11 protein-coding genes are annotated in these 12,690 nt (G+C 45.4%); 5 read left to right on the top strand and 6 right to left on the bottom strand.

The features are described from left to right. The first annotated feature begins 160 nt into the window (after nt 1-160). Nucleotides 161-1,072, top strand: coding sequence for an ArsR/SmtB family transcription factor (locus AC1DLI_RS16105; RefSeq protein WP_477604214.1), 912 nt, complete (start codon nt 161-163; stop codon nt 1,070-1,072). A gap of 327 nt (nt 1,073-1,399) precedes the next feature. Here AC1DLI_RS16105 and AC1DLI_RS16100 read toward each other — a convergent pair whose 3' ends face one another. Continuing rightward, nucleotides 1,400-2,335 (bottom strand): AraC family transcriptional regulator, encoded by a 936-nt coding sequence (locus AC1DLI_RS16100; protein WP_477604212.1) that lies wholly within the window; start codon nt 2,333-2,335, stop codon nt 1,400-1,402. Nucleotides 2,336-2,622: 287 nt separating this feature from the next. On the opposite strand from AC1DLI_RS16100, the gene AC1DLI_RS16095 reads away from it, so the two are divergent. Together AC1DLI_RS16095 and AC1DLI_RS16090 are read left to right on the top strand one after the other, a co-directional pair. Next, entirely contained in the window at nt 2,623-3,300 is a 678-nt protein-coding gene (locus AC1DLI_RS16095) for a DUF4405 domain-containing protein (protein WP_477604210.1), read from the top strand. A 32-nt stretch (nt 3,301-3,332) separates the two neighbouring features. Then, entirely contained in the window at nt 3,333-3,992 is a 660-nt protein-coding gene (locus AC1DLI_RS16090) for a cytochrome P460 family protein (RefSeq protein ID WP_477604208.1), read from the top strand. Nucleotides 3,993-4,584: 592 nt separating this feature from the next. On the opposite strand, the gene AC1DLI_RS16085 is transcribed toward AC1DLI_RS16090, so the two are convergent. Beyond that, nucleotides 4,585-5,481, bottom strand: a complete 897-nt coding sequence (locus AC1DLI_RS16085) for a helix-turn-helix domain-containing protein (protein WP_477604206.1) — start codon at nt 5,479-5,481, stop codon at nt 4,585-4,587. A 173-nt stretch (nt 5,482-5,654) separates the two neighbouring features. On the opposite strand from AC1DLI_RS16085, the gene AC1DLI_RS16080 reads away from it, so the two are divergent. Beyond that, nucleotides 5,655-6,512 carry a phytanoyl-CoA dioxygenase family protein gene (locus AC1DLI_RS16080; protein ID WP_477604204.1) on the top strand — a complete coding sequence of 286 codons (858 nt, stop codon included), beginning with the start codon at nt 5,655-5,657 and terminating at the stop codon, nt 6,510-6,512. A 470-nt stretch (nt 6,513-6,982) separates the two neighbouring features. On the opposite strand, the gene glpK is transcribed toward AC1DLI_RS16080, so the two are convergent. Genes glpK through AC1DLI_RS16060 form a run of 4 tightly spaced genes read right to left on the bottom strand, consistent with a single transcriptional unit; the run spans nt 6,983 to nt 11,747 of the window. Next, on the bottom strand, nt 6,983-8,506 hold the full coding sequence (gene glpK / locus AC1DLI_RS16075; protein ID WP_477604202.1) for a glycerol kinase GlpK: 1,524 nt from the start codon (nt 8,504-8,506) through the stop codon (nt 6,983-6,985). A gap of 2 nt (nt 8,507-8,508) precedes the next feature. Then, the gene (locus AC1DLI_RS16070; protein ID WP_477604200.1) at nt 8,509-9,447 is read right to left on the bottom strand and encodes a transketolase family protein; all 939 of its coding nucleotides are present in this window, start codon (nt 9,445-9,447) and stop codon (nt 8,509-8,511) included. Between the two features lie 5 nt (nt 9,448-9,452). Beyond that, complete coding sequence (locus AC1DLI_RS16065) at nt 9,453-10,295, bottom strand: transketolase (RefSeq protein ID WP_477604198.1); 843 nt, start codon at nt 10,293-10,295, stop codon at nt 9,453-9,455. 18 nt (nt 10,296-10,313) lie between these two features. Continuing rightward, nucleotides 10,314-11,747 (bottom strand): L-fucose/L-arabinose isomerase family protein, encoded by a 1,434-nt coding sequence (locus AC1DLI_RS16060; RefSeq protein ID WP_477604196.1) that lies wholly within the window; start codon nt 11,745-11,747, stop codon nt 10,314-10,316. A gap of 538 nt (nt 11,748-12,285) precedes the next feature. Here AC1DLI_RS16060 and AC1DLI_RS16055 point away from each other — a divergent pair. Next, nucleotides 12,286-12,648 (top strand): hypothetical protein, encoded by a 363-nt coding sequence (locus AC1DLI_RS16055; protein WP_477604194.1) that lies wholly within the window; start codon nt 12,286-12,288, stop codon nt 12,646-12,648. Nucleotides 12,649-12,690: the final 42 nt, after the last annotated feature.

Raw genomic sequence — 12,690 nt, 5'->3', positions numbered from 1 at the left:
TCTAAAATTCATAAATATAAGAATTCAAAATGATGAGCTAATAAGGAAATTTAACACTATCGTACAAAAACTTGCAATGGAGTAGGGTTGTATGAATAGGTTAAATTCATTAAATTAATATATATGTGATTTTAACATTCGTGGACAGGRGAATGTGATTATGATCAAAGCGAACGGGGAATTCCAATTCATGCTTTTATACGAAGCGCTTGCAAGCGAGGTCAGATGGAGAATTATGGACTTGATTGCCGATAGGGAAATGAATGTCAAGGACATTGCGGCTGCGTTAGAACTTAGTCCCTCCATTGTCACCATGCACATACGAAAACTCGAGCAGGCTGAATTGATCGGAAGCCGTAGAATTCGCCTAAATGGAGGGACACATAAATTGTGTTTCCTCAAAGAAAAAAACATCGAGATCGAGTTGCCAACCGCCAGCCGGACCGCAAGGATCAGAGAGCAGAAGATATCGGTTGGGCATTATACCGCTTTTGAAATCCATCCTACCTGCGGACTTGGAACGTGCGAGAAAGAAATTGGAATTTGGGACGACCCGCGCTACTTTCTCGATCCCGAGCGGGTTCATGCCGCCATCCTTTGGTTCGGGAAAGGTTACGTGGAGTACAAGACACCTAACTATTTGCGTTCCGATCAAACCGCTGACGCCATCGAAATTTCTATGGAAATAGCTTCTGAAGCACCAGGCTTGAGGGATCATTGGCCATCGGATATCCGGTTCGCGTTTAACGGCGTTTCCCTTGGTACCTGGACAAGCCCGGCTGACTTCGGAAGAGCTGCGCGTGGAAGATATACGCCGGAGTGGTGGCATCGAAATGTGAACCAATACGGACTTTTAAAGACAATCCGTATTGACGCCATAGGAACGTTTATAGATGGAGAGCGTATGTCAGACGTGACCGTATCGGAGATCAAGCTACGAGAACCGTTCTGGACGCTTCGTTTCACTGTTGACGAGGATGCCGTTAACATAGGGGGATTAACGCTTTATGGTTCCGGATTCGGCAATCATGATCAGGATATCGTGATTCGCGTACATCTTTGTGACAAGTAACGACTAAATTACTGATAAGGGTTAGGATGTAAATTCTCAAAGCAAACGTAATCCCATTCCTCTCAGATGTTTGCCTAATCCTCTCGCTATCCCTAAAGTAACATACGAAAATGGACTATAATCGGACCTATTGTTGAGCAATCAACGAAAACTCAGGAGTGAAAAGAGTAATCGCTGCCACCGTTCTTGGAATTTATGATGAGGTCCCTGGAGCTCAATTAATAAAAGTTAGGACAGATGAAATAGGAAAGGCAGCCGACCTAAGTCCGCTGCCTTTCTTCATTTGTGAAGGTGATCCCAAAGTTCATACCATGGTTCATCGTAACATTATGTACGAACTGGTTCAGTTGACTGCGTTTTATCCTCATATTTGTCCCTTAATTGTTTGATGTCTGTTTTTGGAGGAGAACCAAACATACGGGCATATTCACGACTAAATTGTGAAGCACTCTCATAACCGACGCGAAATGCTGCATCAGCGGCATCCGCTGATTCTGATAATAATAATCGTCGAGCTTCTTGCAATCGAATTTGTTTCTGAAATTGAATCGGACTCATTGCAGTAACATCCTTGAACACACGATGGAATGTTGATATACCCATTTTAGCTGCATCTGCAAGCTCTTCAACTCGTAGAGGCTTTTCAAAATTATTAATAATTTCTTCAATGCTTTCCTGAATACGAAACGAGCTGCTTCCTTCCAAAGCGATTTGGRCAAGAGTGGAACCATACTGACTTTGGAGAAGTCTATACAGCACCTCTTTTAGATAGATCGGAGCCAAATAGGGTATGTCCTTGGGGTTGTCTAATAATCGAACTAAACGGAGAGTTGCATCTAACAATGAGAGCTCAATCTCTCCTACGAACAGAGCTCTTCTTACGTCCCCCGACGCTGTCAATTGAAATTCTGATTCATTTAAAACTTCTAAAATCTGATTCTGTGTGAATTCAAGTTTTAAACTTAGATAAGGTACAGCATTATATGCTTTTATTATTTGTCCAATTACAGGCAGATTCATTGATGAAACAAGAAAATCCGCTGGACCATACTCAAAGCGCTCTTTGGCTAGCCAAACTTCTTTCAATCCTTGTGCTATAAAGCAATATGAAGGATTGTAAACTCTGTAACCCTTCTCCGTTGAATAGGAGAATCGAATAAAAAACAACGATGGAATTGTCGTTTGGATGACTCCGTCATTAATGATGTGACGCTCAATCAGGCTTGCGAGCTCGCTACGTTTACTCTCAGTAACTTCAGTCATATGCTCCCCCTCAAACGATAGTTTATTTTTTTCAAAGTATATCGCATTTATTCTTTATTCGTAAGTAACTGCGAGAGGATTAGGCAAACATTCGAGACGATTGAGATAACGATTCAACCATGACATCGGACATAATTAAAAGAACACTTTCTCTCATGCGTATTCCTTTGACATCCTAACGTTTTGGATGTGAACTCAGTTTTACTGAAAAATCGAGGAGCCAAATACAGCATAGGAAAAGCAAGTGGATGAAAAATGAATGATGAATTGGGAAAGAGGAAACTGGATTGAATCCTAAGATGATAATCAGACTGTTCATTGACGTGACAATGACTGTTCTTATGTTAGTGGCTATGGCCTACCAAATGACTGGGATTCTAGTCCACGAAGTTGTTGGTGTCATCCTGTTGGTTTTATTTATTGTCCATAACATTTTAAACCGTAAGTGGTATAAGACCCTTTTAAAGGGGAAGTTCGATCTTCGACGTATACTCAGCATTATGGTTAATTTGTTATTCCTTGTTTCAATGGCTGCAGTGTTAATCAGTTCAATACCAATTTCCCGTGAAGTTCTTTCTTGGATTCCGATTAAAAATGACATGATCTTCATGCAAATCCATGTCATGACTTCTTATTGGGGTTTTATTATCATGGCTGTTCATATTGGAATGTCATGGGGGACGATAATTAATGCCATGCGAAGAATGACCGGAATAACGGGTTCAAGCACAGTCCGAACTTTCTTATTACGCATATTGGCAGTATTTATTGTGGTTTTTGGAGTTCAGACTTCGTTCGAAAGAAACCTAGGTACAAAACTCGTTGTATATGATCCATTCGGATTCTTGGGTTTCGATGAATCCGCCATTACCTTTATTATGGATTACCTTTCGATTATGGGAATCTATATCTGTGGAACACATTATGCTGTGAAGTTTATACAAAAGCAAAAACAACGTATATAGTGACGGATATATTATTCAARGAGGAATTACCAATGAAAAAAGTATTTGTATTATTGACTTTCTTAACTACAGTTATCTTGTCTGGATGCGGGGAAGGAAGTAACAATCAAGTTGATAACATGACTAGCGAACAATCTGAGCAAACAGAACAACCAACACAACCAGTAGAACCAGAACAAACTGTTGAAAATGGTACTGCAATTGTTGATTTACCAGATAATTATACCGATCAAATCATTTATACGACTGTTGATCGTGGGAATGCACATGAAAAGCTATACGCAAGTCCGGAAACCATTAAAGCAGTTCAAAGCGGAGAGCCAATTCCACAAGGAACTGTATTAACTCTTGAAATCTACAGAGATAAAATTTTATCGGATATTTTTGTCATGGAAAAACGCTTAGACTGGGGCGATCAACCAACCGAAGAGCAAAATGGAGATTGGCGATTCCAGGCTTACAATGCAGACCAATCATTAAATGCCAAAAGGGATGTAGCAAGTTGCATATCATGCCATGCTTCTCAGGAGAGGGATGATTTCACTTATACACTCGATGAGTTGAAAACATTCCAACTTGAGGATTTTACAGCTGCTACCGATTTAATGAATGATACTGTCTTAGAGGAGTGGAAGATCAAAGCATTAACTAATTATCTGGCTAAAATACCTAACACAGAAGATCAAATGTAATAATTGCTCGACTTTGTTACAATCCGAATTGGGAAGGAAGTGAAGGTAAGTATATTGTTCTTGTCCGGAGATGTCGGATGAAGAACATTATCTCATGAAAAGCCGCGTTAATCGCGGTTTTTTTTGCTAATGATTTCTTGAGATTGCGCTCCCCGAACTTGAATCATCAATTCAAACAGTTCACGCACCAAGTGCTCAGAATCATCCAATCCATTTCGGCCAGATTAGGGATTGAATTGATGTCGGCCAATATTTCTTTGGACTCAACAAAACGATCATCGTTTATATTGGTTTTTAGTATGGGCTGCACTGGCGTAAGATTTTTTCACTTGGGATTTATGAAGTTTTTTTGCAAACGTTGTGAAACGAACCTTGTCTGATGCGAGTTTTGATTGATGGATTTTGCAGTAATTATGTTGGATAACAGTGAAAAACCATAATTCAACAGTCGCTTTAAGGAGAGCTTTTAGCACATGGGTTTGCAAAATATCCCGATCGGTGTAAGTGATAATTAAGCAGGCGACCGGAAAACTTTCCGATCGCCTGTTGTATTTACTGATCCATTTTCAGCTTATAAATTTCGGTGAATGCCTTAGAGGAACATTTTGGCCTGCTGACGTGCTTTGCGATAAGCGCCGGGGGCATCACCGATATGCTTGCGAAAAATTTTTGAGAAATGATGCAGGTCGGCAAATCCGCAATATTCGGCGATGGTGTGAAGCGGATATTTCGTTTGCTGCAGCAGCTCGCAAGCATGGCGAAGCCTAAGCTGCAGTAAATATTGATGCGGCGGTTGACCGAATTGCTGCTTGAATACCGTTCTGAACCTTGATGGGGAAAGATTGGCTCGGCTCGCCATCTCTTCAATGGTAATAGATTCGGCTAAATGCATATGAAGGTATGAAGTCATCCACTTTAATGAAGTGTCAGACGGTGCTGTATTCAAGCTTCGTTCAGCATGATCCTGAAGCAGCATGATGATGAGTTCGGTTGCGTAGCCTTGCGCTTCTAAACGGTTTAAGGGGTCGTGCCGGTTCCAGCATTCAACCATTCTAAGCATGGTATCCTTGAAGCGAAACGGGTCGTGAGGCTTGAATCGGCTAGGAATATGCAATCCTGCCAAGTCGTTTATGCGAGGCTGAAGCAAATGGAGATAAGCCGTTAAATCCGTTTGCCCTGCCTTGGTTGGAAAGCTTTCCTTGCGCTGCGAATGATAGAAAATATCCAAATGGGCAAATGGTGTGATCGTGTGCGTCAGCCCTTCGAGCGTATGCAGCGTACCAGGTTGCAGCAGGCAGAAATCACCTGCTTGGTAATCCGCTGCGACGCCTTCTTCTGTCACTCTAAGCGTACCTTCCTGAATATAGATCAGCAAGTAGTCAAGCAGTCTTCTTTCATGCGTAAACCAAGGCAACCGCACGGCGAAATCGCATTCCCTTATATACGGAAGAACAGGTGAGCTATCCAGCAATTCGGTTAATGTTAGCATGATGTCCCTTTCATTTGAAAGACGTCCAACCTCTGTACTGCTCTACAGCCATTCTAAAGTAAACAGTCATTTTTGACAATAAATCGGTCAGTTCCCACAAAGAATTTAATGACGGTATGACTCTACAATAGAACGAGCAAGGAACGTGAAATTGTAGACAGGAGATGTTACACATGGAAACCGTTAACGATGAACAACTGCCTCGAATCGATCAAAATTTTGAACTGACGAATAGTCAAATAGCCGATTATGGAAAGAACGGACATATCCTGCTGCGGAACGTAGCAACGGAAGATGAAATCGCGGCTTATAGACCTATTATGGGTGAATTGGTGAGGAAGCTGAACTACCACGATAAACCAATGGAGGAAAGGGATACTTACGGCAAAGCATTTATTCAGATTGGTAACGTATGGAAAAGGGACGAAAAGCTAGCACGATTCATTTTAGCTGAACGCTTTGCCAAAATTGCCGCAGATCTCATGGGAGTGGACGGCGTTCGGATCTACCATGATCAAGCCTTATATAAAGAACCGGGTGGAGGACACACGCCTTGGCATCAGGATCAAATCTATTGGCCGTTCGATACGGACAAAACAATTACGTTATGGATGCCGCTCGTTCCTATCTCAGAGGAGGTAGGGTCTATGACTTTTGCTTCTGAATCCCATCGGAATGGGTTCTTAAGCAGGGAGCTCATTTCGGATGAATCGCATCGGACGCTGAAGACCTATATCGAAGGAAAAGGCTTGAAACAAGTGAATTACGGGGCAATGGCTGCAGGCGACGCCACCTTCCACGCAGGCTGGACTCTTCACTCGGCTCCAGGGAATCCCACGGACGAGATGCGTGAAGTAATCACCATTATCTATTATGCTGACGGAACTAAGGTTGCGGAGCCGGACAGCAATTCTCGCAAAAGCGATTTGCAAAACTGGCTGCCTGGCTGCCAAGTCGGAGGTTTAGCAGCAAGTCCTCTCAATCCGGTTGTCTATAGCAATTACAATCAAAATGGAAGCGAGTTAAAGTAAGGGGCCAAATCCCATCCCTTCCATATAAAATGTTATAAACCCGATCGCAATAGATCGGGTTTTTGTAAAGTTATAATAGATGATAATTGTTAATTACTTGTTGGATATACAGAGGGTATTGAGAGGAGGAAATGTTTTGAAGGTTGGGAAATTAGCGAAGCTCTCTCTGAAAAAACGTATGCTTATCATCAACAAGGGTAAGCCTGGAGGTCGGGTGGCTTTCGCTTGCCCATAATCAGCTTAAGCAAGCAGCCATAGACCAGAATAGAAAAATGGCGGTACAGGAGTAGCCCCCTGTACCGCCATTTTATCATGGTTTCCAACATTTTTGTTCAGAGCGAGCTATCTCTTTAGCGAGCTTACTGCTTTTGAGACAGCCCCTATTTTTTGCTTCGATTCCTTGCCATGCTGTCCAGCACCAAAAGCGCATACAGCTTATTGACTGGGAAGCCAGTACCAACGCGGTAAGCTCATTCTTTTGATAATGATAAACATTCATCTTTAAAGAGCAGAGCGGATACTGCTTTTCGCCAACCATCCAGACAAGCGGCCCTTTCGGACTCTTTCATTTGTGGGACGTACGTTCGTGAGCTCTGAACTCTCTTTTTTAGATCCTCGGTAGAGCGCCAAATCCCGACAGCTAACCCGCCTAAAAATACAGAACCCATAGCGGAAAGCTCGGCAACTCCGGTCCTAACGATTTTTTTTCTTAAAATATCTGTTTGAAATTGCATCAGCAACGTATTTTCCGCTGCGCCTCCATCGGCGCGAAGCTCCTCGAGCGTAATGCCTGAAGCCGATTGAAGCAGCTCTACTGCGTCGAAAACCTGGTAGGCGATGCTCTCGAGTGCAGCCCGAATGATATGCGCTTTTCCTGTTCCCCGGTTCATGCCAGATATCGCTGCCCTTGCGTTCGGCTGCCAGTACGGAGCTCCGAGTCCGACAAAGGCGGGAACAAGATAAACACCTTCGTTGCTCGGCACTTGCTCCAGTAAACGGTCCATTTCTTCAAAGGAATCAAATAACTCTAAGTTTTCCCGAAGCCATTTCAAGCTGTCGCCAGACGTACGGATGACCGCTTCGAGCGCGTAAGTCACGCTATTCTCCCTGCCCCAAGCAATGGTCTGAACCAATCCGCTGCCGAAGGATGCAGGCTGCGAGCCAATATTCATCAGCACGGAGGTTCCCGTACCGTAGGTCGCCTTCGCCATGCCTTCTTCCAAACATAGGTTACCGAACAACGCTGCCTGGGAATCTCCAATTACTCCGGAGATTGGGATGGCTGCACCGAGCCAGCTGTCTTTCTCCGTAAATCCGAATTTCTCGTCAGAATATTTTACTTCCGGCAGCAGGGAGGAGGGGACCCCGAATATCCGGCACATTTCCTCGTCCCACTCCAGCGTATGGATGTTAAACAACGAGGTCCGGCTGGCGTTCGTGTAATCCGTTGCGTGAACCTTGCCTCCCGTCAGCTTCCAGATCAACCAGCTGTCCATGTTGCCGGCTAGAAGCCTTCCTTCCGCAAGCTTCACGCTTGCGCCCTCTGCGTGATCCAGAATCCACCGCCACTTGGAGGCAGAAAAATAAGGATCCAGCATCAGTCCCGTTTTGGCAATTACGGCAGGCCCATGCCCATCGGAACGGTAGGCCGCACATGCTTCTGATGTCCGCTGGCATTGCCATACTATGGCATTATAAACGGGCTGACCCGTAATCCGGTCCCAAAGGATGGCCGTTTCTCGTTGATTGGTGATGGTAAGCACGGCGAGCTCGCTCACGTCCGTACCTGTTTGTTTAAGAACGTCGACTACGGATTCCTTCACGTTCTCATAGATTGCGATCGGGTCATGCTCGACCCAGCCAGGCTCCGGATAGTATTGTTTATGCTCCACAGAGCTTTTGCCAAGGATTACTCCGTCGCCATCTACAAGAATTGCTTTCGTGCCGGAGGTGCTTTGATCAATTGCTAAAATATATTTTCCCATGGCCGCCATCCTTATCTGCCCAGCAGCTCCAAAGCAATCTGCTTGATATTATTCGCGCTGATACCGTAATGTTCGAACACCTCGGCGGTTTTTCCGGCGATGGCCGGCTCATCAGGAATGCCTAGGATACGGACGGGAACGGGATGATGCTGTACGACGACTTCAGCCACCGCTGCGCCAAGCCCGCCGTGAATGCTGTGCTCTTCAACCGTAATGATGCGTCCCGTTTCGCGCGCGGCGCTAATAATCGCGGCTTCGTCAAGCGGCTTAATGGTATGCATGTTAAGGATTCTCGCGGAAACGCCAGCTTCCTGCAATTCGGCATAAGCGTCCAGCGCGATTCTGACCGTCTCGCCAGCGGCAATGATCGTAATATCCGTTCCCTCGCGCATCGTTCTTGCTTGACCAATTACGAAGTCATAATCATCGGATTCATATACGTCTTCGACCGGATTACGGCCAATTCGCATATAGGCGCCGCCTTTGTAGGAAACGAGCGCTTCCGTCATTTTTTTCGTTTCATGCCGGTCCGCGGGCAGAACAACAGCCAGGCCCGGGATCGCCCTCATGACGGCAAGATCCTGCACCGAATGATGAGACATGCCGAGCGCGCCGTAGCTGACGCCGCCGCTAATGCCGACCAGTTTAACGTTCGTGGCGGAGTATGCGACATCGACTTTGATTTGCTCGATGCTCCGCATGCTTAGGAAGCAAGCAGGGGATGTTACATAAGGTTTTTTGCCGCTGTGCGCTAGACCGGCCGCGATGCCAACGATATTTTGCTCAGCGATGCCAACCTCTACGAATTGCTCTGGATACGTATCGGCGAACGGCGCCATCGCAGCCGAGCCTCGGGAATCACTCGCAAGCACCATAATATCAGGGTCATTCTCTGCCAATCTCAGAAGTGTGTCGCAAATGATTTGCCGATTCGGAATTTTATTTGCCATGGCGCCTATACCTTCCTTTCTAACTGATAGGTTTCAAGTAAAGCCGTCAGCTCGTTAATTGCAAGCTCCAGCTGCTCGTCGCTAGGGACATGATGATGCCACTTCGCCGAATTTTCTGCGAAGGAAACGCCTTTACCTTTCACGGTGTTCGCCATGATAAGAGTGGGCTTGTTTCCTGCAGCGGGGGCAGCCTCTAGCGCATGAACAAGCTCATCCATGTCATTTCCGTTGATTGATACCACATGCCAGCCAAAAGCTTCCCATTTGTCTTCAAGCGGATCAAGCCCCATCACATCCTCGGTAGATCCGCTGATTTGCAAACGGTTGCGGTCGATGATACCAATTAAATTATCGAGCTTAAAATGTGCGCCTGCCATGGCAGCTTCCCATACGGAGCCTTCTGCTTGTTCGCCGTCGCCCATGAGACAGAAAACGCGGTAGCCGCTTTTATCGCGCTTGGAGGCAAGTGCCATGCCAACGGAAATCGCAAGCCCGTGGCCAAGTGCCCCCGTATTCATCTCAATGCCGTTCACCTTATTGTTCGGATGGCCGATTAGCCGTGACCCAAACTGGCTGAAGGTCTGCAGCTCTTCCTTTGGAAAAAAACCAAGATCAGCAAGGATGCACCACAAAGATTCAACTGAATGCCCTTTGCTTGCTATGAAACGGTCTCGCATATCCCATTTCGGATTTTGAGGATCAAGCTTCATAATTCGATAATATAAGGCCGTCAAAATGTCCGTATTGCTTAAAGAGCCGCCTGTATGTCCGGTTTTAGCGTTGTGAATCATTCGAAGTAGGTCCATCCGGATGTTTGCTGCCTTTGCCTTTAATGCGATTGTCTCCATGCTAATACTCCTCCTCGTTTATAAGCCGCTTCCGCGAAGCCAAGCTTGAATTTGCTGTTCGGTAGGGTCGACCGGATCTGGCGTAAGTCCCGGAATGTAGCTGCATGCCTCATATAAAGCTGGAATGGCATTCGCATGAATACCTACGGAATGATGCACATAAGGGCCTTTTACGAGTTTTTCTTCCCAAAGCGGCCAATCATTTACTTCGACCCATACATAGGAGCCGCGTGTATACGGTCCTTGTATGCCGCGGGCTTTGCCTAGGAATAGCTGATAGTCGCCATGATCGCCATCGAACCGGGCCAATGTCATTTCACCGCCCTTGATTTCGCCCTCATGCGTACCGGGAGCATGATCGTCAAACAGGAAATGCTTGCGCAGCTTCGGCTTATTCTCAACCGACAACGATACCGGGAAATTTCCGCAATGGAAAAGAAGCTCGCCGTTTGCGTTTTCTGGATGCCGCACGGTCAGATCTGCAAAGAAGGTAGGATGCTGGTTCATCGTTGCCGCCTGCACCATAACCGAAGTGATAGCTCCGTGAATATCCGTTTCGCAGGTCACCGGAATTTGCTCGTCGGTTAAGATTGCATTCGCCAAACACGGCATGATGCCCATGGCATCCTGAAGGGAGGACCAGCACTGGATCGCGATGGCAGAACTGCCCGTTTTGACCGCATACGACTTCATTGCTACTTTAAGAGCGGCAATTCGCTTAACGTCTGCTTCCGTAACTTCGGACCAGTCCAGCTTTTCTTTTATATAATCAATCGCGGCAGTCAGCTCCGAGCTGTTTCCACTCTCGATCCGTTTTGTTTCTCTTTGAATGTCGACTAATGTGATCGGGTGGATCTCGATTCCAAAGCGTTCGAGAAGCTCGCCTTCATTGCACATCATCGTCCAAAACGATGGGGGGCGCGGTCCGATCTGCAAAATCCGCAGGCTGCGGAAATGCTTTACGACATTGGCTGCCGCCGCGAAGTTCGTGAAGCCTCTTTCGAACACCGGATCATCAACTCGGCTGTTCGTGACATAAGTGAAGGGCACGTTAAAGCGGCGAAGTACTTTGCCTGTCGCGAATAAGCCGCACTGCGTATCCCGAAGCCTCATGCCGTCTTCAAGCGGCGCTTCGTCCCTCGGCCCCCATAGAAGCACGGGCTTGCCAAGCGCTTTGCCCACTCTTGCGACCGTATCCTCCGTACCGAAATTGCAATGGGGGAAAAAAACCGCATCTACGTTTTCCTGCTTAAAACGATCGATAATAAGGTCTGCGTTAATATTATCGTCGTAAAGCAGACCCTCTTGGTTAATTCCCTCCAGATCGACGATATCCATATCAAGACCGAAGCTGTTGATTTTCTCCCTAATTAATACCTTGTACTTAAAAGCATCCTCCGCACTGAACGTAAACCTTCTAGTTGGGGCATATCCCAATTTAAGTTTCTTCATTCTGCTTGTGCACTCCCTTTGTTTTATACTTAACGGACATTAACAAGAATAAATATTTAACTAAACTTTAATTATTCGACTTCACAGTATACTTAAAATAAGTGCTTCTTTTGACTAAATTTATCACTTATTTTTAAAGTGGTCAATAAGTTTATTTAAAGTTTAGTATAATAAATGATAAAAATACTGAAAGTTTAGTAGTGTGTAAAAAGGGATGTGTTAAGATGATTTTATAGAAAAAGTTAAAAAAGTACGATTTCATCATTAAAAAAGCTATTGTTCAAGCTGTTTTTCTTGCATGTTTGGTTATAATAGATGAAATTAGGCTCAACATTATTCTAAATTTAAAATGAAAAATGATAGTTATAAAGTTTAGTTAATTTTTAGTTCATTTCTAGCAGTTTTTTGTAATTGGGAATGAGATAACGGCAAACAGTATAGGACAAGCCCGAAACCTAAGCGATTAAATTAAAGCTCTGATTTCTCCATATGGCCGAAAAAGCTCCGTATGTGTCTAATGGACAATACGGGGCTTTTGGTGAACCAATCCGGCGGCAACGCATCTGGAGGCAAACGTAAAGGAGCAAACCAATCCGGCGGCAACGCATCTGGAGGCAAACGTAAAGGAGCAAACCAATCCGGCGGCAACGCATCTGGAGGCAAACGTTCAGGCGGAAACAAATCCGGCGGTAACGCATCTGGAGGCAAACGTTCAGGAGGAAACCAATCCGGCGGTAACACATCTGGAGGCAAACGTTTAGGTGGAAACAAATCCGGCGGCAACGCATCTGGAGGCAAACGTTCAGGAGGAAACAAATCCGGCGGCAATGCTTCTGCTGGTAACGCTTCAGGCGGAAAAGGGCCGCTTGCTGGCCCGCTCCAACAAGCGAAAGGCGAGTAAAAATAAGTAACGCATGTTACTAAAACAGCTCATATCTCTCTG

This window comes from Paenibacillus sp. 01T443 (assembly GCF_056398325.1).
The sequence above is the reverse complement of the archived record's forward strand: the minus strand, read 5'-3'. Positions and strand labels throughout refer to the sequence as shown.